We start from the raw sequence: 20,174 nt of genomic DNA, 5'->3' as shown, positions 1-20,174 counted from the left end.
GGGGGGCGGGGACATGCATTCCAATAAAGGCACAAGCCTAATTGATGAAATAGAAGAAACGTTAATCGCAATTATTCTAGGGGCAATGACCCTCATTACATTCGCCAATGTCGTGGTCCGCCAAATGGACGGCAACATTCTATGGGCGCTTGAATCGACTGTTTTCCTCTTTGGATGGCTTGTCTTGCTCGGGGCCTCTTATGCGGTCAAAAAGGGCGCACATCTGGGGGTTGATGCCGTTATCAATCTATTTCCAGCCAAAGGACGCCGAACGTTGGCGCTGATTTCTATCACAATTTGCATCGTTTTCTCGTTCTTGATGCTCAAAGGCGCGTGGGATTACTGGGCGAACTTCGCCAACCTTCCGGGCACAAACGGACGCTGGTTCCCACTGGGTTTTGAAGACTCGTTCCGTGGCAAAGGTTGGTACGAAACCAACGACATCCCACATCCCGCATTTCTAGGCTGGATGGAGGGCTTTTTTAACGAAGGCGTCGCGTATGAAAAATTACCGCGCCTCGTGCCCTACATGGTCCTTCCGCTGTCTATGGCCTTGTTGTTATTCCGCTATATTCAGGTTGGTGTCTCGGTTTGGCGGGGCGATATTGATCGGATTGTGGCCAGCCACGAAGTTGAAGATGAAATCGCAGAAGTGCGGGAACGCCTTGGGGAGCACGGCTAATGGAAGTCTCAATTCTATTTATTATGGTCGTTGGTCTGATGTTGATCGGCGTGCCAATTGCGATCTCTCTGGGGATGAGTTCTGTGCTGTTTTTGCTCTGGTTCTCAGACAGTTCCATGGCCTCCGTCGCACAGACTTTGTTCAGCGCCTTTGAGGGGCACAGTACCCTCCTTGCGATCCCGTTCTTTATTTTGGCCTCAACCTTCATGTCCACAGGAGGGGTCGCGCTGCGGATCATTCGCTTCTCGATCGCTTGTGTCGGGCATATGCGGGGCGGTTTGGCGATTGCAGGGGTGTTCTCGTGCATGATTTTCGCAGCGCTTTCGGGCAGTAGCCCCGCGACGGTCGTTGCCATTGGTTCCATTGTGATCGGGGCCATGGTGAAAGCGGGTTATACCAAAGAGTTCGCCGCGGGCGTGATTTGTAACGCAGGGACGCTTGGGATCTTGATCCCGCCATCGATTGTGATGGTTGTCTATGCTGCGGCGGTAGATGTTTCCGTCGGGCGGATGTTCCTTGCGGGGGTCATTCCAGGCCTGATGGCGGGCTTTATGCTCATGATCGCGATCTATGTCATGGCGCGCATCAAGAACATGCCGAAGGGCGAATGGGCTGGTTGGCGTGAAGTCGGGGCTAGCTTTCACGAGGCGGGTTGGGGTTTGTCCTTGATTGCGGTTATCATGCTTGGGATTTATGGCGTTCCCGGGCTTTATCCAGCGATATTTACCCCCACAGAGGCGGCCGCTGTTGCCTCAGTTTATGCCTTTCTAATCGCGAATTTCGTATACCGCGACATGGGACCGTTGGCAACTGAGGGCGAAGGCAAAAACAAAAGCCTGCTGAAAAAACCACACACACTCGTGACGGCTTTTTTCCACCGTGACACGCGAGATGCGCTCTTTGAAGCGGGTAAGTTGACGGTAACGTTGATGTTTATCATTTCGATGGCTTTGATCCTGAAACATGTTTTGACAGACGAGCAAGTACCCCAAAACGTGGCTAAAGCGATACTTGCGGCTGGATTCGGCCCCATTATGTTCCTTGTCGCCGTGAACGTGATCCTTCTGATCGGGGGGCAATTTATGGAGCCGTCCGGTCTTTTGATGATTGTCGCACCACTGGTGTTTCCAATCGCGATGGAACTTGGGATTGATCCCATTCACTTGGGTATCATCATGGTCGTGAATATGGAAATTGGGATGATTACACCGCCAGTTGGGCTGAACCTTTTCGTGACGTCCGGCGTCGCGGGAATGCCGATGATGAGCGTTGTGCGCGCAGCTTTGCCGTTCCTTGCGGTGTTGTTCGTCTTCCTGATTATCGTGACCTATGTGCCGATCATTTCGACCTTCTTGCCTGATCTGATGATGGGGCCGGAAATTATCACCAACTAACCGCAAATGCGGTGGCGCGGCAGGCCAAAACCTGCCGCGCCCATGGTATTCGGTAGCCGTGCCTTTGGCACGGCGGTTGCGTTTGTAAGGACGTGTTTCGTCTAAAGTCAGGCCAGAGAAAGGGCCGAAATAATCCCGTTGAAATCAGATGCCTTAAGAGAAGCGCCACCAACGAGGGCCCCGTCCACATTGGACGTTGCGAATATATATTCAGCATTTGAGGGCTTTACGGAGCCGCCGTACAGGAGGCGTATGGATTCTGCTGTTTCTGTGCCAAAGCGGTTGGCAAGTTCCGCGCGGATGAAATCATGGACTTCTTCGATTTGTTCAAGGGTTGGGATAAGGCCTGTCCCGATGGCCCATACGGGTTCGTATGCGATCACAGTGTTGCCACCCGTCGCAGCATTTGGGGTGGAATGGGTCAGTTGATCTGCAATAACAGCGAGGGTTTCACCCACTTCACGTTGCGCCAAAGTTTCGCCAATGCAAATAACAGCAATGAGGTTTTGATCCCACGCCGCCGCAGTTTTAGCAGCAACAATTGCATTGCTTTCGCCATGATCTGTGCGCCGCTCTGAGTGCCCCGTCAAAACATAGGTCGCCCCAGCGTCAGCGAGCATAGCAGCCGATACATCGCCTGTATGTGCGCCATTTTGAGCGGCGTGACAGTCTTGGCCACCGATTGCGATTTTGGCATTGGATTGGGCCGCGCGTGACACAAGAGGCGCTGGCGGACAGATCAGAACGTCTATGTTTTCGGGGGACACAAGGTTCGCCAACTCGGACAGATTTGCACCGGTCCCGTTCATTTTCCAATTTCCTGCGGCAAGTTTTCTGCGCATTTTGGCAGTCTCCAGTCGGTTAAATGTTATAACGGGCCGAGGAGATTGCTAGCGGATCAAGACGGGGTTGGGAAGTGTGGCCTTTAAAACCTGCAGAATTTTTTCAATGCAGGAGGGCAAAGCGGTTTGAAATCCCAGTGGGAAAACCCGAAGCCCTAAGCTCCGGGAATTGTCAAACCTTGCGCGGCCATCTCTTCTACGTCCGCGAATTTAATCGATTCTCCACAACCACAGGCGTCAACAACATTGGGATTGATGAATTTAAAACCCGCTTCTAGCAAGGATACTTCATAATCAATTTTGGTTCCAAAAAGAAACATTTGCGCCATTGGGGCGATCATCACAACGGCATCGCCCTCGCGGATCACTTCGTCATGCGGGTTTAATTCGGACACATATTCCATCGTATATTCCATGCCCGCACAGCCGCCTTTTTTGACCCCAATGCGCAGCCCTTCCGACCCGTCCCGCGCCATCAAACGCGAAATCTGTGCGATGGCTGAAGGGGTCATCGTCACCGCGTTTTTGCCGGGAATGCCAAACATATTCTTTTCCTACTCAAATTCCTTAAGGTGGTACCTTACAAAAATGGGGTTACATGAACCCAAGTTCAAGGCGTGCTTCGTCGCTCATCATTTCCATACCCCAGGGTGGCTCCCATGTGAGATCAACTTCTATCGATTTTACACCGGGTAGGGATTCGATGGCTTCGGCTACCCAGCCGGGCATTTCACCAGCCACAGGACACCCCGGTGCCGTGAGGGACATGATGACGCTTGTGTCACCTTCCTCATTGATTTCAATCGTATAAATCAGACCCAAATCGTAAATATTTACAGGGATTTCAGGGTCATAAACTGTGCGGCACGCATCCACAATCGAGTCATAAAGCGCGTGTTCGCTACTGGATGGTTTGATCAAAGGAGCCCCTTCGATCGGGGATTGAGAAGTCGCGTCCATTTTGGGCCTCATTTATAATAGTTGACCAATTATATAGGGATAACGAAGCAAACGTCCAGAGGGGCTCGTACCCAATGTTGTGACCGGACTCCCCAACGCTCATAAAGGCAGGAAGGTGCTTTGTTTTTTCTGACGTAAAACAAAATGAGTGGTGCTCGAACGCACAATACCGAGGCTCAAAATGCCTTTCATCAGGAAGGTTTCAAGGTCCTCTGGGTCTTTTGCGACGATTTTAAGCAGATAATCATCTGAGCCTGTGATCGAAGCACATTCGACGATTTGTTCTTCGCGGGCAACAAATGCATCAAAAGCGTCTATTGTCGTTTGAGTATGATCTAAAAGGGAAATATGAATATAGGCCTGTGTATTGAGGCCAATTTTTCGGGCGTCCAGAATGGCGGTATATTGTGCAATTGTGCCGTTTTCCTCCAGCTTTCGAACGCGGCGCCAACAAGGGGATGTCGAGAGGTTCACTTCGCGGGCGAGATCTTGCAGACTCATTTTTCCATCACGCTGGAGCGCGGCTAATATGGCGATGTCGTGGGAATCTAAAGCATCCATTTGGTGGTGATTTCCAGTTACTTTGACTTTTGAGGGAAGATTTGCCTCATTATTGCGCTAAAGACAGGTTTGAAGCAAGATTTTTCCCCTCGTTTGTGAAATCCTTCTTATAGCGAAGAGGAGGCCGCAAGTGACCAAAATGAGTGCATATTCTGCAAAAATTCCCGACGAAATGGGGCACATCGCTTATTCTGAGGAAGAAGATGGCGTTTGGCGCGACCTTTATGCAGCCCAAGAGTTACCCGTTCACAGACATATGGCCGAGCCGTATTTGCGGGGGTTAAAGGTCTTGGATTTGCCACATGATCGCGTTCCACAATGCAACGAGGTTTCCGACCGGCTGCGTGACTTGACCGGTTGGCAAGTGGCACCCGTGCCTGCACTCATCGGTTTTGGGCGATTCTTTGGAATGTTGGCGGATAAAACCTTCCCCGCGGCCTCGTTTATTCGTAGCCGCAAGGATTTCGACTACATCGAAGAGCCTGATATTTTTCACGAGATTTTCGGGCACACGCCGCTTTTGGCCGATCCGCGGATTGCGCGTGTGTCTCAGGCCATTGGTAAAGCGGGTCTAAAGGCCGAGGCTAAGGACTATAGTTGGCTGATCCGGCTGTATTGGTTTTCGATTGAATTTGGCCTTTTACAGCAAGGGCAGGGCGTGAAGGCTCTAGGGTCAGGGCTGGCGTCGTCGCCCACCGAGCTTGCCTATTCGGTCAGTTCCGAGGTGCCAGAGCGGCGGGAGTTTAATCTGCTCGACGTGCTGCGCACCCCTTATCGGATTGATATTCATCAGCCAGTCTATTTCGTGATACAATCGATTGAGGAGCTGGAGGAAATGTCGGAGCGCGATCTGCTGGCGGATGTGCGAGTCGCACAATCCATGGGCCTCTTTGCTCCGACTTACCCAGAAAAAGCCGCGTCCTAGGCGCAGATATGGAGCGAAATTATGACGGAAGTTTGCATGTTGAGTGACAAGTCCTGCGCACCTTGCCAAGGGATTGGCGAAGCGATGGAATTGAGCGCCGCACAAGGAATGATGGCGCAATTAGCGGACGGGTGGGTGTTGGCCGACGATGGCAAAAGCTTGACCCGCGAATACACGTTCAAGGGATTTGCCAAGGCCGTCTATATGGCTAACACGGCGGCGTTTTTGGCGGACCAACAGGGGCACCACCCCGACGTGAGTTTTGGGTGGGGGTATTGTCGGGTTTTGTTCACCAGTCACGAGTTGGGCGGATTGTCGGAGAATGATTTCATTTGCGCCGCCAAGCTCGATCAAATGGTGGCCGTCACTGCGAGAGCTTGAGGGCAAAGCGGCCTGTTTGGGAAAATAGCTTGGCATTCGACGTAAATTCCCTACAAGGGCCAATTCCATACTTTGTGGTCCACTAGGGGCCGTTCCGAATCCAAATCGAGTGCCAAAATGACGCAAAAGTTCACCTTTGATCTGCAAGCCACCGACGGACAAGCCCGCACGGGTGTGATTTCCACGCCGCGCGGTGACATTCGCACACCGGCGTTTATGCCCGTTGGGACGGCGGCGACGGTCAAGGCGATGTTGCCCGAAAGCGTGGCGGCGACGGGGGCGGATATCCTTTTGGGGAATACCTATCATTTGATGCTGCGCCCCACAGCGGAGCGGATTGACCGTTTGGGTGGGCTGCATAAATTCATGAACTGGGATAAGCCGATCCTCACGGACAGCGGCGGATTTCAGGTGATGAGCCTCGCGGGTCTACGTAAAATGAGTGAGGAGGGGGTTAAGTTTTCCTCTCACATTGACGGGTCCAAACATATGTTGACACCCGAGCGCTCGATGGAAATTCAGAAACTTCTCGGCTCCGATATCGTCATGTGTTTTGACGAATGCCCCGCGTTGCCAGCGACCGATGCCGAAGTTGCGAAATCAATGCAAATGTCGATGCGGTGGGCGCAACGTTCACGCGATGCCTTTGGCGACCGTCCGGGGTACGCGTTGTTTGGTATCCAACAAGGCGGCGTCACGCAGGATTTGCGGGCAGAAAGCGCGGAAAAACTGCGCGAAATTGGGTTTGATGGCTATGCTGTTGGCGGCCTTGCCGTGGGCGAGGGGCAGGAGGCGATGTTTGGGGTGCTGGACTATGCGCCCGACATGTTGCCCACCGACCGTCCGCGTTATTTGATGGGCGTCGGTAAGCCCGATGATATCGTTGGGGCCGTGGCGCGGGGCATCGATATGATGGACTGTGTCCTTCCCAGCCGTTCTGGTCGCACGGGTCAATTGTTCACGCGCAATGGGGTGATTAATATCAAAAACGCGCGCCACGCGGATGACCCACGCCCCTTGGATGAAGCTTGCACATGCCCCGCCTGTTCCAACTATTCCCGCGCCTATTTGCATCATGTTTTCCGCTCGCAAGAGATGATCTCGGGGATGCTTTTGACGTGGCACAATCTGCACTATTTCCAAGAGTTGATGTCGGAAATGCGCGCGGCTATTGCTGTCGGCGCTTTTGAGGCGTTCCAAAAGAAATTCCACGAAGATCGGGCGGCAGGAGACATTGAGCCGCTCTAGATGGGCCTTCAAGATTCAACTCCTGCGCGAAAATGTGCTGAAGGTGAATAATTCGTGAAGTCCCCGTGATTATTGCCAAAAAACGTGGATATCTGCGGATTAACATCTAATTTGGCTGAAAACCCTGAGGGCACGCGTGTTTGTGCCCTTGAAATAAGCCCCACATAAAGGCATTCTTACCCAAAGCTTTGCCGGAAACGGTTGAAAGTTCGGGGACAGGCCCCCAACTATAAATCCGACACGGAGAAGATACCGGTTGCCGCCAAGCGGGGCCATTTCTTCTTGCTAATAATAAGGACTGAACATGCACGAGCAACTTAATTCCTCTTATCCCGTACTTCCATTGCGCGATATTGTGGTGTTTCCACATATGATTGTGCCGCTTTTCGTTGGTCGCGATAAATCTGTCCGCGCCCTCGAAGAAGTGATGGCCGATGACAAACACATTCTTCTCGCAAGCCAGATCGATCCCGCTGTGGATGATCCGGATAGCGACGGAATCTACAAAGTTGGCGTTTTGGCCAACGTGCTGCAACTGTTGAAATTGCCCGACGGGACCGTGAAGGTTTTGGTCGAGGGTATTCAGCGCGTGCGCATTAACGAATATCTCGAGAATGCTGAATTCTTTGAAGCAACGGCGGAGTTCCTTGAAGAGGTACCCGGCGAAGAAGACATGATTGAAGCCCTTGTGCGTTCGGTTGGCGAAGAATTCCAGCGCTATGCAAAGGTTAAGAAAAACATCCCCGAAGAAGCGCTCGCCGCTGTATCCGACGCCTCGGATAGCGCAAAGCTTGCCGACCTTGTGGCCGGTCATTTGGGGATCGAAGTCCAACAAAAGCAGGAGCTTTTGGAAACCTTGCCGATCGACGTGCGGCTTGAAAAGGTTTATGGCCTCATGCAGGGCGAAATGTCTGTGCTTCAGGTCGAGAAAAAGATCAAAACCCGCGTCAAAACCCAAATGGAGCGCACCCAGCGCGAATACTATTTGAATGAGCAAATGAAAGCCATTCAGAAAGAATTGGGCGACGGCGACGAAGAGCAAGACGAAGTTGCAGAGCTTGAAGAACGCATTGCCAAAACCAAATTCTCCAAGGAAGCGCACGAAAAGGCGAATGCGGAGCTGAAGAAGCTCAAAAACATGAGCCCAATGTCAGCCGAGGCAACGGTTGTGCGCAACTATCTCGACTGGATGCTGTCCATTCCGTGGAACAAGCGTAGCAAGGTTAAAAAAGACCTAGCGGCGGCTGAAAAAGTGCTCGACGATGATCACTATGGCCTCGAAAAAGTTAAAGAACGCATTGTGGAATACCTTGCCGTTCAGCAACGCAGCAAGAAGCTGAAGGGCCCCATTCTTTGCCTCGTTGGCCCTCCAGGGGTGGGGAAAACCTCGCTCGGAAAATCGGTTGCCAAGGCCACGGGGCGTGAGTTCATTCGCATCAGCCTTGGCGGCGTGCGCGATGAAAGCGAAATCCGTGGCCACCGCCGGACGTATATTGGCTCCATGCCGGGTAAAATCATTCAGGCTTTGAAAAAGGCCAAAACGTCGAACCCGCTAATTTTGCTCGATGAGATCGACAAGATGGGCCAAGATTTCCGTGGCGATCCCGCGTCTGCTATGCTGGAAGTGCTTGATCCGGAACAAAACTCCACATTTGTGGATCACTATCTTGAGGTCGAATATGACCTTTCTGATGTGATGTTCCTGACAACCTCGAACAGCTATAATATGCCGGGTCCGCTCTTGGACCGGATGGAAATCATTCCGCTTGCGGGTTACACAGAAGATGAAAAAGCCGAGATCGCCAAGCAACATTTGATCTCAAAGCAGATCAAAAATCATGGTCTTCGCAAAAATGAATTTGAGGTCACAGATGGGGCGCTCATGGACATTTTGCGGTACTACACACGGGAAGCTGGTGTGCGGAACCTTGAGCGTGAGTTGGCGAAATTGGCACGTAAAGCTGTGACCATGATTGTGCGCAAAAAGGAAGAAATCGTGCGTGTGACCTCCGACAACCTGTCTGAGTTCCTTGGCGTGCGGCGTTTCCGCTATGGTTTGGCCGAAGAAGAAGACCAAGTTGGTGTTGTAACGGGCCTTGCTTGGACCAGTGTTGGCGGTGAACTGCTCTCGATCGAAGCGCTTAAATTGCCTGGCAAGGGTCGGATGAAAACAACCGGCAAATTGGGCGACGTGATGAAGGAAAGCATCGAAGCTGCGAGTAGTTTTGTGCGCTCCATTAGTCCCGAAATTGGGGTGAAGCCACCGGTGTTCGAGAAAATCGACATCCACGTGCACGTTCCAGAGGGCGCGACTCCAAAAGACGGGCCAAGCGCTGGTGTTGGCATGGTGACGTCGATTGTGTCTGTGTTGACGGGAATCCCTGTGAAAAAGGACATCGCCATGACCGGCGAGGTCACGTTGCGCGGCAATGTGTTGCCCATTGGCGGCTTGAAAGAGAAGCTATTGGCGGCGTTGCGGGGCGGGGTGAAAACCGTTCTCATTCCAGCAGAAAACGAAAAAGATCTGGTGGATATTCCGAACAACGTCAAAGATGGTTTGACGATTATTCCGGTGTCGCATGTGAGCGAAGTTCTGAAACACGCTTTGGTCTCTAAGCCGGAGCCGATTTTGTGGGATGAAGAAGCCGAGGAAGCTGCGCGGTTGGCGTCAATTGCAAGTCAAAGCAGCAATCCGAACCACCCAGTCGCACACTAAGACTAACACCTAAGAAGTTTTAGGGCGTCGAGAAATCGGCGCCCTTTCCGCATGCGCTGTGTTGCGTTTTTGAAATATCTCTTTGAATACTATGCGGTTTCTTTCGAATGAGTAGATTGTTAAGGAGGGATCAGATACGCTGTTCCCATAATCGAAACAATTGGACAGCCTCATGACCACATCTAGCAAAAAAACAACATTGAGCGAAAAAGCCACCACGGTTGAGCCAAAATCTGTCCCAACAGAGGGAACCGCTCCTCGCACGGTGGAGGGTGTTACTCCTTCGGAGAACGTCACAGAGCGCGCTCCCGAGATGAAAAAGAACGATTTGATCGATCGCATCATTGCCAAGAACGGTATGAAGCGAAAAGACGTTAAGCCATTGGTCGAAACCCTGCTTTCCGTTCTTGGAGAGGCGATTGGCAAGGGCGAAACGCTCAACCTTCAGCCCATGGGCAAGCTTGTCATTAAGAAAACAAAAGATATGCCCAATGCAACAGTGACCGTCTGCCGCATTCGGCGCTCCAAATCGCTTTGATCGCTTGGTTCTTCGAAAAGTGGCCATAATCGAGGCCGCTTAGTCCGTGGGACATCCAAGGTTTTCGTACTTTCTTTAGAACCAAAAAGATCGCGTTGGGTTGCCCTCCCTTTGCGTTGGGTTGCTCTCCCTTTGCAGGGGCGTTAGCCGTTTGAAAAAACACAAAGTACGAGGCCCCAATGTCGAAATTCCCTCCTATATTCATATTGCGGCACGGCCAGACCGAATGGAATCTTGGGCATCGGTTGCAGGGATCGCTGGATTCTCCTCTGACTGCGCGTGGCAAGGAGCAAGCGGTCGTGCAGCAACGCCTTCTGGCGGTGGTGTTCGCGCGAGAAGCGGCGCAAGTTGTGGTGAGTCCCCTCGGACGAACCCGTCAAACCGCCGAGATTGCCCTGCGCGGTCATAAGCTTGTTTCCCCTCCAAGATTCGATCCACGTATTGCTGAAATTTCGGCGGGGCTCTGGGAAGGTTTGGAACGCAGCGAAATCAAGCGGCTTTGGCCAAGTTCTTGCCAAGCACCCTGTGATTTCGAGTATTATACGGGGGCGATAAACGGGGAGGGCGTTGATAAACTTCGCAAAAGGTGCACTGCGTTTCTCAACGAACTTACCACGACAACTGTTCTCATAACGCACGGAATTTGCTCAGTAATGTTGCGAGGAATCCTTTGTGGGTTGGACCATCAGGCGATGTGCAAGTTGCCACTGACTCAAGGATGTATCTTTGAAGTTCGCGATGGCGTGGAAGTAATTTTGCAAGAAGCAAAATAATCGCATTTTTGCTCTTGCATCCCCCCATGTGCCTAGGCTAATTAGCGCTTACCGGGTCGTTAGCTCAGTTGGTAGAGCGCTTCGTTTACACCGAAGATGTCGGGAGTTCGAGCCTCTCACGACCCACCATTTATCCCAAAGTACCGTATGAATTTCAAAACGCATCATCTGTTGATGCCTGTTTGACGTCGAGCTATTTCAACGGTTTTCCCTGCTGTTATGGGGCAATTAGAGCTTCGGTTTACTGAAAAAATAAGCCTGAAAATATTTGTTCACTTTCCTTGCTCTTTTCGGACGAACGCGGCTTGACGCCAGCAACCGCGCACCCTAAAAGCAGCCTCACGCTTGGGTAGTTACTCAAGAGTGCAGCACGCGGTTGTAGCTCAGCTGGTTAGAGTACCGGCCTGTCACGCCGGGGGTCGCGGGTTCGAGCCCCGTCAACCGCGCCACTGCACTTTTGGAAGACGCCCGTTGCGATGCGCGGTTGTAGCTCAGCTGGTTAGAGTACCGGCCTGTCACGCCGGGGGTCGCGGGTTCGAGCCCCGTCAACCGCGCCACTTTCCTTTTCTCAAAGTAAAATTTTCGCCGCAGGGCACATTACGCCACTTAAGCGTTCCTAGGTTCCGCAGAAGGTCGCATAGACGCGTTCATCGTCCTTTGGGGCGTCCATGAGCGTTTTATCCTCGGGCCGCTCGTATGGGGTGCTTAGTGCTGCGTGGAGGGCCGCGAAGGGCGCGAGGTCGCCTGTTACTGCAGCTTGGATCGCTTGTTCGACGCGGTGATTGCGGGGAATGACGGCTGGGTTTGCGCGGGCCATCACTGATTCTGGATCGCTCTCCGATTCAAGGCGCTCTTTCCAGCGAATCTCCCAGTTCTCAAAACCTGTGGGGTCGCTGAATAACGCGGCGCTCCCTCCATGCGACAGTGACCAGAAAAACAGCGTAAAATCAACTTCCTCGGCGGCCATGATTCCAAGCAAATCGACGAGAAGAGGGCGGTCGGAGGCTTTGGCCGCATCAAACCCAATTTTCTTGCCAAACACGGAGAGCCACGCGCGATGAAAACGCGGAACAAAGCTGTTTACGGCTTGGGTCGCTTGGGCAATGGCCTCGTCTTGTGGGCCCATAATTGCAATCAAGCTGCTTGCGAATTGTGCGAGATTCCATGCGGCAATATCGGGCTGGCTTTGATAAGCATAGCGCCCTTGCTGATCGATGGAGGAAAACACACGCGTGGGATCAAATCCGTCCATGAAGGCACAGGGGCCATAGTCGATGGTGATTCCACCCACGTGGCAATTATCGGTGTTCATCACGCCATGAATAAAGCCCAAACCCATCCATTGCGCCACAAGATCAGCTTGCGCGTTGACGGCGGCTTGCAAGAGGCCAAGCGGGCCATCTACTTCGGGATAGTGCCGCGCGATGGCAATGTCCGTCAGTAGGGTAAGCGCTTCGGTATCGTTGCGGTAGGCGAAGTATTGAAAGGTGCCGACGCGTAAGTGGCTACTGGCCACACGCGTGAGGATAGCGCCGGGGAGGGCTGTTTCGCGTTGGACGCGCTCCCCCGTCGCGACAATGGCGAGGGCCCGCGTTGTGGGGACGCCGTAGGCATGCATTGCTTCGCTCACGAGGAATTCCCGCAAGACGGGGCCAAGCCACGCGCGACCGTCGCCGTTGCGCGAATAGGGGGTGGGACCAGAGCCTTTGAGCGCGATGTCGAAACGTGCGCCTGTAGGGGTGAGGACTTCGCCCAGAAGATGCGCGCGCCCATCGCCAAGGCGTGGGACGAAGTTGCCAAATTGGTGTCCGGCATAGGCCTGCGCGATGGGCTGCGAGCCTTCGGAAATGGCATTGCCTGAGAGCATGTTGAGCAGGTTGTCGCTGTGGAACAGATCTTCGGAAAGCCCAAGTTCCAGCGCGAGTTCCTGATTGAGCGCCAAGAGTTCCGGCGCGTCAACAGGTGTCGGGGCCGCCTCCGCGAACATAGTTTTTGGAAGGCGTGCATAGGAATTATCAAATTTAAACAGTGCCATGCGCGCGCCTTTTAATGTTGTTTCGGTCTAAAGCCGCCCGATGCGCTCCGTTAAAAGAGCGAAAAACCCGTCGGCGTCAATCTCGCTCATGAAGGTAGCATTCGGCGCGCGGTCCGTCACCCCCCACCAATCGGCAACCGTCATTCCAAGCGTCAATTCGGAGGTGGTTTCGATCTCGACATTGACGAAACGGCCTTGAAATAATTCGGGTGTAATCAAGTACGCAATGACGCAGGGATCGTGGAGCGGCGCGCCGAGGGAGCCGTATTTTTCTTTGTCAAAACGCTCAAAAAAGTCTGTCCACTCGGCGACCATTTTCCCTGGAGCCGTCCCTAGCGCACGAAAGGCATCCACCCGCGCGGCGGTGGTCAAAGCTTTGTGGGTAACGTCGAGGGGCATGACAGTGATTTTTATGCCAGATTTAAAAACAATATCAGCGGCTTCTGGGTCGACGTAGATGTTGAATTCTGCGGCGGGAGTGATGTTTCCTACTTCAAAGTACGCACCGCCCATGAGGACGATTTCTTGGACACGCGCAACGATATCGGGTGCTTTTTCAAACGCCACGCCAATGTTGGTGAGGGGACCGAGCGGGCAAAGCGTAACGGTACCAGCGGGTTCCGCGCGCAGGGTTTCGATGATGAAATCCACGGCATGACCCGCAGTCAGCGCCATCGTCGGTTCAGGCATCACCGGGCCATCAAGACCGGTTTTTCCGTGCACATGCTCTGCGGTGACCAATGGGCGTTTCATTGGCGCGTCGCAGCCCGCAAAAACCTTTGTGTCGGGCTTTCCCGCCAATTCACAAACTATGCGCGCGTTCTTTTCTGTGAGCGGCAAGGGCACGTTGCCAGCGACAGCAGTTATCCCCAAAACGGTTATGTCTTCAGGGCTTCCGAGCGCCAAAAGGATGGCGACGGCGTCGTCTTGGCCGGGGTCGGTATCGATGATGATTTTGCGGGGCGTTTTATGTGCATTCATTAACTTGGCTTCCTATCGTGAAGTCGAAGATTGCGCAGACAAACACGGATTTGCAAGTAAAGACTTGGCTATAAATGCAAACACCCCCGCACAATTGGCAGGGGTGTTTTCGTTTGGTCAGACCGAATATTAACCGTCAAAATCTACTGTTTCCGCAAGGCGAATGGCCTGTGCGCGCAACTGTGCGATTTCCATCAAGTTGGTCTCGTCTGCGGTGAATTCACCCCAGCTTGCAACAACAGGATCGACGCTTGTTCCCGGTGCTATTGGGTATTCAAAATTCTTCGCAGCGTAGATTTCTTGAGCTTTGGAGGACGCCAAGAATTCCATGAATTTCACGGCATTGTCCCTGTTTGGTGCATATTTCGTCATCGCGACACCAGAGATGTTGACGTGTGTGCCAGAGCCTTCAAACGTTGGGAAAACGATATCAACTGAGTCGGCCCATGCCTTTTGTTCCTCGTCGGCCAACATTTGGCCCATGTAATAAGTGTTGCCGATCGCGATGTCGCATTCTGCGGCCCAAATCGCCTTGATCTGTGCGCGGTCGTTGCCTTGGGGTTTGCGCGCGAGGTTGGCTTTTACACCTTCAAGCCATGTGGTGACATAGGCCTCGTCATGGTGCGAAAGCATGGCTGCGATCAACGCTGTGTTATAGGCGTGCGTTCCAGAACGGGTACAGATGCGCCCCTTCCATTTCGGATCTGCGAGGTCCTCATAGGTTGTGACTTCGCCGTCAGCGACACGTTCTTTGGACGCATAGATGACGCGGGCTCGGGTGGTAAGGCCAAACCATTCATTGTTTTCACCGCGCAGGTTAGCAGGGATATTGGCGGTGAGGATTTCGCTCTCGACAGGTTGGGTGAGGCCCGCTTCGATGACCGAATTCAAACGCGCAATATCGACCGTCAAAATGACATCAGCGGGGGTGCGATTGCCTTCGGCGGTCAGTTTTTCAACCATGCCTTTTTCAAGGAAAGCGACGTTCACGTCGATGCCTGTTTCCGCGGTAAAAGCTTCTGTGAGGGGGGCGATCAGTTCTGGTTGACGATAGGAATAGACATTCACTTCGTCGGCAAGAACGGGGGAAGCGAGGGCCAAAGTGGCAAGCGTAGTGATCAGGCGCATGGTATCTCCGAGTAAAAAGGTGCGAATTGTATGAGGGCTTTTAATCTGACTAAAACACTCAGGTCAAGAGTGGAGTGGATAATACCCCACTAAAATAATCGGAATAATTGTCGCGGGTAGATTACCCTGTTGTAACTGCGCGCTTTTCTAGGCGTTTCACAGCATCCCACAACGCGTCCATTTCAGCCAGATTGGACTCGACCGGAGTTTTTCCCTGCTCCGCAAGTAGGGCTTCGATCCCCTCAAAGCGCCGTGTAAATTTGGCGTTTGCAGCACGGAGCGCGGCCTCTGGGTCGACTTTCATATGGCGGGCAACATTGGCCATGACGAAAAGCAAATCCCCGAATTCTTCTTCAACTTCGGTTTGGGTAAGCTCTGCGCGTGCCTCGGCGAGTTCGTGGGTTTCCTCAACAACCTTATCCAAAACCTGCGAAATATCGGGCCAATCAAAGCCGACCCGCGCCGCACGTTTTTGCAATTTCACAGCCCGCAGCAGGGCAGGAAGCCCAACGGCCACTCCCTCCAGAGCACCTTTTTGTTCTTTGTCGGAACGCTCGGCGGCCTTGATTTTTTCCCAATCAACTGTTTGTTGCGCTGCAGATTTGTCGCGGCTTTCGTCACCAAAAACATGCGGGTGGCGGGCGATCATTTTGTCGCTGATGTTTTGGGTGATGCTTTGGAAGGTGAAATCTCCGGCCTCGGCACCGATTTGCGCTTGAAACACGACTTGAAGGAGTAAATCGCCTAATTCGCCCTCAAGTTCCGCAATGTCACCCCGTTCAATCGCGTCGGCAACCTCATAGGCCTCTTCGATCGTATAAGGGGCGATACTGGCGTAATCCTGTTCGACATCCCAAGGGCAGCCCGTTTCGGGGTCTCTTAGACGCTCCATTATGGCCAAAAGTCGTGAAATTTCGCCATTTGACGTCAGGAGAGGTTGTTGTGCCATTGCAGCGCCCTTTTGTTTCAGAAAGACTATGGCGAGTTAGACAAACGACGGCATGGGAGTCCAGAGCAGATGGCAGTTATCAATCGGATAGGGGATCTGAGTGCGGAAATGACCACTTGGCGTCGGGCATTGCACGAGAACCCAGAGCTTGGCTTTGAATGCCACGAGACAGCTGCGTTCGTCGCTCAGAAACTTCGTGAATTTGGGGTGGATTCGATTGAGGAAGGCATCGCCAAAACGGGGATTGTTGCGATCATCAACGGCCAAAAACCTGGCCCCACAATTGGCCTGCGCGCCGATATGGATGCTCTCCCGATGCAAGAAGAAAGCGGCGTAGAATATGCGTCCAAGAATGACGGAAAAATGCACGCCTGTGGCCACGATGGACACACGACGATGTTGCTGGGCGCGGCCAAATATCTCGCGGAAACCCGCAATTTTTCGGGGCGGGTAGCATTGTTGTTCCAGCCTGCCGAAGAAGGCGGCGGCGGCGGCGAAGTGATGTGCCAAGAAGGCGTCATGGACCGCTTTGACATCCAAGAAGTCTATGCCATCCACAACGCGCCCGAAGTGCCTGTCGGCAAGTTTGAAACCTGCGTCGGGCCGAATATGGCAGCGGTTGATAGCTTTGATATTTTCATCAAAGGGACCGGCGGACATGCCGCGATGCCGCACGAAACCGCCGACCCGATTATGGCTGCTGTCGCGCTTGCGCAAGGCATCCAAAGCATTGTGAGTCGCAATCACAAAGCGACCGACGATTTGGTGGTATCTGTCACACAAATTCACGCGGGGACCGCCGACAATATTATCCCCGATACGGCCTATATCAATGGAACCGTGCGCACCTTTTCAAAGGATGTACAGGCCATGGTGATGAAACGGCTTGAGGAACTTTGTAGCGGATATTCAAGCGCTTACGGGGTGCATGCAAAGCTAGTTTATCACAAAGGTTATCCGGCCACGATCAACCACGCCGCGCAAACCGCAAAGGCCGCAGAAGTGGCACGGAGCATCGTGGGAGAGGCCAATGTGGACGAAGACGCAAGTCGGATCATGGCCGCCGAGGACTTCGCCTATATGCTCGAAGAACGCCCCGGGGCCTATCTTCATTTGGGGCAGGGTATGGGCGCGCAAGTTCACCACCCCGCCTATGTTTTCAATGATGAAATCCTACCGATTGGCGCGTCTTTCTTTGCCCGTATGGTAGAAAACTCCCAGCCTTTAACCTGACCTTCATTTAGAGAATTGACACGTAATGATTAAACTACTCATGGGATTGGTGGGGGTCTTGGCCCTTTTTTCGCTCTATGTCCGATTGGCACCTAGTCCTGCATCACTGTGGCACCGTTCGGTTCATGACATAGCGGAACCGTCTGAGAAGAGTTATCGGACCACGCTTCAGGGGATCGATTTTTTGCAACTGCATGATCTTATCCTGCAAACGGACCGCACCAAGGTTCTGGCGGGCTCTCCCGAGGAGCGGCACGTCACCTATATCACCCGTTCAGCGCTTTGGAACTTCCCAGATTATACCACAATTGAGCAATCAGGATCCGAGACGACGATTGTTGGCAGGTCAAGATTTGGGAAAAAAGATCTTGGGGTGAATCAGGCGCGTATCCAAGGATGGGTCGCGGATTTGATACAGACCGGAGGATAGGCAGCCCTCGGATTGTTCGCGCCACATTGGGTTGTTGAGCGACATCTCGCAGCGGGCGGTAAACATACGTCCATCAACCTGTAAGCAGACGGTTTGACCCAGTTCGACGCGACTTCCTGTTTTATCGGTGCAATAGCATGAAACCTCAGGCAGCGGTGGCGCAGCAACGCTTTGGTTGGCCGTTTCGGCAAGGCTTGCTGTGCCCAGCAAAGCAAAAATTAAGCTTAAACCGTTCATATGACGATCTTAGCACATTTCGCCCCCTTGACCAAATCCGGCAGATAACGCATTTCCATAGCATGATAGCAACAGACACACTCATGCAGATCCTGCAACGGTTTCAATTTCTCGAAGCTTCTATGGCGGAGGGAACGTCTGATATTGCGGTCCTGGCCAAGGAATATTCCGACCTTAAGCCCGTGGTTGATGAAATTCAGTCCTATCAACAGCTCACCAGTGATATAGCTGATGCCGAAGAGATGCTGTTGGATCCCGAGATGAAAGAGCTGGCGGATGAGGAGCTGCCCGTTTTGCGCGCCCGTCTTCCCCTCGCTGAATCCGCTTTGCAACTTACACTCCTGCCCAAGGATGAGGCCGATGCTCGTCCCGCGATGTTGGAAATCCGTCCCGGAACGGGGGGCGATGAGGCGGGGTTGTTTGCAGGCGATTTGATGCGCATGTATCAGCGCTATTGCGACAATCACGGGTGGAAATTTGAGATCATTGAATACAATGAAAGTGAGCTTGGCGGGGTCAAGGAATTGGTTGCGCGGATTTCGGGCGAAAACGTCTTTGCGCGCCTGAAATACGAAAGTGGCGTGCATCGTGTTCAGCGTGTGCCGACAACCGAAAGCGGCGGGCGGATACATACGTCGGCGGCAACCGTTGCCGTGCTTCCTGAAGCCCAAGATGTTGATATTAATATCAACACCAATGATATTCGCATCGATACCATGCGGGCTTCCGGCGCGGGTGGGCAACACGTCAACACCACCGATTCCGCCGTGCGGATCACCCATATCCCTACAGGCATCATCGTTGTGAGCGCCGAGAAATCGCAGCACCGCAACCGCGAAATCGCGATGACCGTGCTCAAAACACGGCTCTATGATTTGGAACGTCAAAAGCTGCACGACGAACGCTCTGCCAGCCGCAAAAGCATGGTGGGGTCGGGCGATCGTAGCGAACGTATCCGCACCTATAATTTCCCGCAGGGGCGCATGACCGACCACCGAATCAACCTGACCCTGTATAAACTTGATCAGGTGATGGCTGGCGATTTGGATGAAACCATTGACGCGCTTACCACCCATGCTCAGGCCGAGCTTTTGGCCGAGATGGAAAATTGATCGCTGAGAAGACGGGGGCGGTTGCCCTTTTCGAAGCAGTTCGACTTCTTAAAGGGGCGGGGGTCGCCGATCCCGCCACCGACGCGCGTATTTTACTCGCGCATGCCTTAAAAACGGAACGCGCGCGCCTCACTTTGGTGGATCAGGAGCCGATGTCCAGCGTGGCCCTCGCGGAGTATGAGACACTTATTGCGGCGCGCATGGCCCGCCAACCCGTGTCGCAAATTATCGGCCTGCGGGCCTTCTATGGGCGCGACTTTCGGGTGACGCCCGATGTCTTAGATCCGCGTCCAGATACGGAACTTGTGATTGACTTGGCCCTTGAACGCCCTTTTGAGCGGGTGCTTGATCTTGGCACCGGCAGCGGCTGCATCCTGCTCACTTTGCTGGCGGAGACCAAGGCCACGGGGCTTGCGACCGACGTGAGTGCGGCCGCGTTGGTTGTGGCGCGCGGCAACGCCGAAGCGCTCAACCTTACCAGCCGCACTGAATTCATAACGAGCGATTGGTTCGCTGACATTCCACCACAGGCTTTCAATCTAATCGTGTCCAATCCTCCCTACATCAGTGCACAGGCCATGCAAACCCTTGCACCCGAAGTGCGCGACTGGGAACCGCATGGTGCCCTTACGCCGGGGGGAGACGGACTTGGCCCGTACCAAATTCTTACCCAAAACGCGCCCAGATACCTTGTGCCAAACGGACGCCTCATCGTGGAAATCGGTTTTGATCAAGGTCTACAGGTGGCTCAAATGTTTGAACAGGCAGGCTTCACACAGGTTGCTGTTTCCAAAGACCTTTCCAACAATGACAGGGCTGTTTCGGGGGTTTGGGCGGAAAATTGACGGAAATTTCACACGTATTGTGCGAAAATCGCCTAATGATGCCTCTAAGATGAAATTTATGCTTGTTTTACGCGCGGGGTCGTGTTTACTCCTGATTAAGGTAAGGCGGCGGATGCTTAATAGGCGGTCCCCCTTGCTGATAAGCCAGAAATCGTCAGGGCCGGTATAGAAACCCCACGCAAGAGGCGCGGCATGGACCTTACG

General features: G+C 53.2%; 20 protein-coding genes and 3 tRNA genes. 15 read left to right on the top strand and 8 right to left on the bottom strand.

Going from position 1 to position 20,174, the window contains the following annotated elements; all coding sequences use genetic code 11:
* Positions 1 to 13: 13 nt before the first annotated feature.
* Both AB9F26_RS11835 and AB9F26_RS11830 read left to right on the top strand, forming a co-directional pair.
* Positions 14 to 682, top strand: coding sequence for a TRAP transporter small permease (locus AB9F26_RS11835; protein ID WP_335585478.1), 669 nt, complete (start codon positions 14 to 16; stop codon positions 680 to 682).
* Positions 682 to 2,076, top strand: a complete 1,395-nt coding sequence (locus AB9F26_RS11830; RefSeq protein ID WP_335585477.1) for a TRAP transporter large permease — start codon at positions 682 to 684, stop codon at positions 2,074 to 2,076. The genes AB9F26_RS11835 and AB9F26_RS11830 overlap by 1 nt, the downstream gene beginning before the upstream one ends.
* A gap of 107 nt (positions 2,077 to 2,183) precedes the next feature.
* On the opposite strand, the gene tpiA is transcribed toward AB9F26_RS11830, so the two are convergent.
* The 4 genes from tpiA to AB9F26_RS11810 form a co-directional block, all read right to left on the bottom strand.
* Positions 2,184 to 2,918, bottom strand: coding sequence for a triose-phosphate isomerase (tpiA, locus tag AB9F26_RS11825; protein ID WP_335585476.1), 735 nt, complete (start codon positions 2,916 to 2,918; stop codon positions 2,184 to 2,186).
* Between the two features lie 155 nt (positions 2,919 to 3,073).
* Complete coding sequence (locus AB9F26_RS11820; protein WP_039000467.1) at positions 3,074 to 3,463, bottom strand: iron-sulfur cluster assembly accessory protein; 390 nt, start codon at positions 3,461 to 3,463, stop codon at positions 3,074 to 3,076.
* Positions 3,464 to 3,512: 49 nt separating this feature from the next.
* Positions 3,513 to 3,878 (bottom strand): SUF system Fe-S cluster assembly protein, encoded by a 366-nt coding sequence (locus tag AB9F26_RS11815; protein ID WP_039000466.1) that lies wholly within the window; start codon positions 3,876 to 3,878, stop codon positions 3,513 to 3,515.
* A gap of 99 nt (positions 3,879 to 3,977) precedes the next feature.
* On the bottom strand, positions 3,978 to 4,439 hold the full coding sequence (locus tag AB9F26_RS11810; RefSeq protein ID WP_039000465.1) for an Lrp/AsnC family transcriptional regulator: 462 nt from the start codon (positions 4,437 to 4,439) through the stop codon (positions 3,978 to 3,980).
* A gap of 79 nt (positions 4,440 to 4,518) precedes the next feature.
* Between AB9F26_RS11810 and phhA the strand changes: the two genes are divergently transcribed.
* From phhA to AB9F26_RS11765, 9 genes are all read left to right on the top strand, one after another.
* Complete coding sequence (gene phhA / locus AB9F26_RS11805) at positions 4,519 to 5,364, top strand: phenylalanine 4-monooxygenase (protein WP_369768203.1); 846 nt, start codon at positions 4,519 to 4,521, stop codon at positions 5,362 to 5,364.
* Between the two features lie 21 nt (positions 5,365 to 5,385).
* Positions 5,386 to 5,745 carry a 4a-hydroxytetrahydrobiopterin dehydratase gene (locus AB9F26_RS11800; RefSeq protein ID WP_335585475.1) on the top strand — a complete coding sequence of 120 codons (360 nt, stop codon included), beginning with the start codon at positions 5,386 to 5,388 and terminating at the stop codon, positions 5,743 to 5,745.
* Positions 5,746 to 5,862: 117 nt separating this feature from the next.
* Entirely contained in the window at positions 5,863 to 6,993 is a 1,131-nt protein-coding gene (tgt, locus tag AB9F26_RS11795) for a tRNA guanosine(34) transglycosylase Tgt (protein ID WP_335585474.1), read from the top strand.
* Between the two features lie 304 nt (positions 6,994 to 7,297).
* Complete coding sequence (gene lon, locus AB9F26_RS11790) at positions 7,298 to 9,709, top strand: endopeptidase La (protein WP_335585473.1); 2,412 nt, start codon at positions 7,298 to 7,300, stop codon at positions 9,707 to 9,709.
* Between the two features lie 172 nt (positions 9,710 to 9,881).
* Positions 9,882 to 10,247, top strand: coding sequence for an HU family DNA-binding protein (locus AB9F26_RS11785; protein WP_369768127.1), 366 nt, complete (start codon positions 9,882 to 9,884; stop codon positions 10,245 to 10,247).
* Positions 10,248 to 10,426: 179 nt separating this feature from the next.
* Complete coding sequence (locus AB9F26_RS11780) at positions 10,427 to 11,020, top strand: histidine phosphatase family protein (protein ID WP_369768126.1); 594 nt, start codon at positions 10,427 to 10,429, stop codon at positions 11,018 to 11,020.
* Positions 11,021 to 11,073: 53 nt separating this feature from the next.
* Positions 11,074 to 11,149 (top strand) — tRNA-Val (locus AB9F26_RS11775).
* A 243-nt stretch (positions 11,150 to 11,392) separates the two neighbouring features.
* Positions 11,393 to 11,469, top strand: a tRNA-Asp gene (locus AB9F26_RS11770).
* 31 nt (positions 11,470 to 11,500) lie between these two features.
* Positions 11,501 to 11,577: transfer RNA gene (locus AB9F26_RS11765), tRNA-Asp, on the top strand.
* Positions 11,578 to 11,636: 59 nt separating this feature from the next.
* Here the strand turns inward: AB9F26_RS11765 and AB9F26_RS11760 are convergent.
* From AB9F26_RS11760 to mazG, 4 genes are all read right to left on the bottom strand, one after another.
* Positions 11,637 to 13,055 (bottom strand): YdiU family protein, encoded by a 1,419-nt coding sequence (locus tag AB9F26_RS11760; protein ID WP_369768124.1) that lies wholly within the window; start codon positions 13,053 to 13,055, stop codon positions 11,637 to 11,639.
* A gap of 27 nt (positions 13,056 to 13,082) precedes the next feature.
* The gene (locus tag AB9F26_RS11755; RefSeq protein WP_369768122.1) at positions 13,083 to 14,036 is read right to left on the bottom strand and encodes a nucleoside hydrolase; all 954 of its coding nucleotides are present in this window, start codon (positions 14,034 to 14,036) and stop codon (positions 13,083 to 13,085) included.
* A gap of 129 nt (positions 14,037 to 14,165) precedes the next feature.
* Positions 14,166 to 15,164 carry a Fe(3+) ABC transporter substrate-binding protein gene (locus tag AB9F26_RS11750; RefSeq protein ID WP_369754537.1) on the bottom strand — a complete coding sequence of 333 codons (999 nt, stop codon included), beginning with the start codon at positions 15,162 to 15,164 and terminating at the stop codon, positions 14,166 to 14,168.
* Positions 15,165 to 15,285: 121 nt separating this feature from the next.
* Entirely contained in the window at positions 15,286 to 16,113 is an 828-nt protein-coding gene (gene mazG / locus AB9F26_RS11745) for a nucleoside triphosphate pyrophosphohydrolase (protein ID WP_335585467.1), read from the bottom strand.
* Between the two features lie 69 nt (positions 16,114 to 16,182).
* Here mazG and AB9F26_RS11740 point away from each other — a divergent pair, with 69 nt between their 5' ends.
* The 4 genes from AB9F26_RS11740 to prmC all read left to right on the top strand — a co-directional run bounded on the left by AB9F26_RS11740 (position 16,183) and on the right by prmC (position 19,970).
* Positions 16,183 to 17,346: a M20 aminoacylase family protein gene (locus AB9F26_RS11740; protein WP_369768121.1), complete on the top strand. Its 1,164-nt coding sequence runs from the start codon at positions 16,183 to 16,185 to the stop codon at positions 17,344 to 17,346.
* 25 nt (positions 17,347 to 17,371) lie between these two features.
* A complete protein-coding gene (locus tag AB9F26_RS11735; protein ID WP_335585465.1) occupies positions 17,372 to 17,776 on the top strand; it encodes a DUF1499 domain-containing protein in 405 nt (134 codons plus the stop codon).
* Between the two features lie 299 nt (positions 17,777 to 18,075).
* Positions 18,076 to 19,125, top strand: coding sequence for a peptide chain release factor 1 (gene prfA / locus AB9F26_RS11730; protein WP_039000620.1), 1,050 nt, complete (start codon positions 18,076 to 18,078; stop codon positions 19,123 to 19,125).
* Complete coding sequence (prmC, locus tag AB9F26_RS11725) at positions 19,122 to 19,970, top strand: peptide chain release factor N(5)-glutamine methyltransferase (protein ID WP_369768120.1); 849 nt, start codon at positions 19,122 to 19,124, stop codon at positions 19,968 to 19,970. Before prfA ends, prmC begins: the two co-directional genes overlap by 4 nt.
* Positions 19,971 to 20,174: the final 204 nt, after the last annotated feature.

Origin of the sequence: Falsihalocynthiibacter sp. BN13B15 (assembly GCF_041205415.1) — a bacterium.
GTDB classification, from domain to species: Bacteria; Pseudomonadota; Alphaproteobacteria; order Rhodobacterales; family Rhodobacteraceae; genus Falsihalocynthiibacter; species Falsihalocynthiibacter arcticus.
The sequence above is the reverse complement of the archived record's forward strand: the minus strand, read 5'-3'. Positions and strand labels throughout refer to the sequence as shown.

Bases quoted from the DNA above. Each gene is read 5' to 3' on its own strand.
- AB9F26_RS11785 (WP_369768127.1), top strand. From the start codon at position 9,882: ATGACCACATCTAGCAAAAAAACAACATTGAGCGAAAAAGCCACCACG.
- mazG (WP_335585467.1), bottom strand. From the start codon at position 16,113: ATGGCACAACAACCTCTCCTGACGTCAAATGGCGAAATTTCACGACTT.
- AB9F26_RS11835 (WP_335585478.1), top strand. From the start codon at position 14: ATGCATTCCAATAAAGGCACAAGCCTAATTGATGAAATAGAAGAAACG.
- AB9F26_RS11740 (WP_369768121.1), top strand. From the start codon at position 16,183: ATGGCAGTTATCAATCGGATAGGGGATCTGAGTGCGGAAATGACCACT.
- AB9F26_RS11760 (WP_369768124.1), bottom strand. From the start codon at position 13,055: ATGGCACTGTTTAAATTTGATAATTCCTATGCACGCCTTCCAAAAACT.
- AB9F26_RS11815 (WP_039000466.1), bottom strand. From the start codon at position 3,878: ATGGACGCGACTTCTCAATCCCCGATCGAAGGGGCTCCTTTGATCAAA.
- lon (WP_335585473.1), top strand. From the start codon at position 7,298: ATGCACGAGCAACTTAATTCCTCTTATCCCGTACTTCCATTGCGCGAT.
- AB9F26_RS11830 (WP_335585477.1), top strand. From the start codon at position 682: ATGGAAGTCTCAATTCTATTTATTATGGTCGTTGGTCTGATGTTGATC.
- tpiA (WP_335585476.1), bottom strand. From the start codon at position 2,918: ATGCGCAGAAAACTTGCCGCAGGAAATTGGAAAATGAACGGGACCGGT.
- AB9F26_RS11755 (WP_369768122.1), bottom strand. From the start codon at position 14,036: ATGAATGCACATAAAACGCCCCGCAAAATCATCATCGATACCGACCCC.
- AB9F26_RS11800 (WP_335585475.1), top strand. From the start codon at position 5,386: ATGACGGAAGTTTGCATGTTGAGTGACAAGTCCTGCGCACCTTGCCAA.
- AB9F26_RS11820 (WP_039000467.1), bottom strand. From the start codon at position 3,463: ATGTTTGGCATTCCCGGCAAAAACGCGGTGACGATGACCCCTTCAGCC.
- AB9F26_RS11780 (WP_369768126.1), top strand. From the start codon at position 10,427: ATGTCGAAATTCCCTCCTATATTCATATTGCGGCACGGCCAGACCGAA.
- AB9F26_RS11750 (WP_369754537.1), bottom strand. From the start codon at position 15,164: ATGCGCCTGATCACTACGCTTGCCACTTTGGCCCTCGCTTCCCCCGTT.
- AB9F26_RS11735 (WP_335585465.1), top strand. From the start codon at position 17,372: ATGATTAAACTACTCATGGGATTGGTGGGGGTCTTGGCCCTTTTTTCG.
- tgt (WP_335585474.1), top strand. From the start codon at position 5,863: ATGACGCAAAAGTTCACCTTTGATCTGCAAGCCACCGACGGACAAGCC.
- prfA (WP_039000620.1), top strand. From the start codon at position 18,076: ATGATAGCAACAGACACACTCATGCAGATCCTGCAACGGTTTCAATTT.
- AB9F26_RS11810 (WP_039000465.1), bottom strand. From the start codon at position 4,439: ATGGATGCTTTAGATTCCCACGACATCGCCATATTAGCCGCGCTCCAG.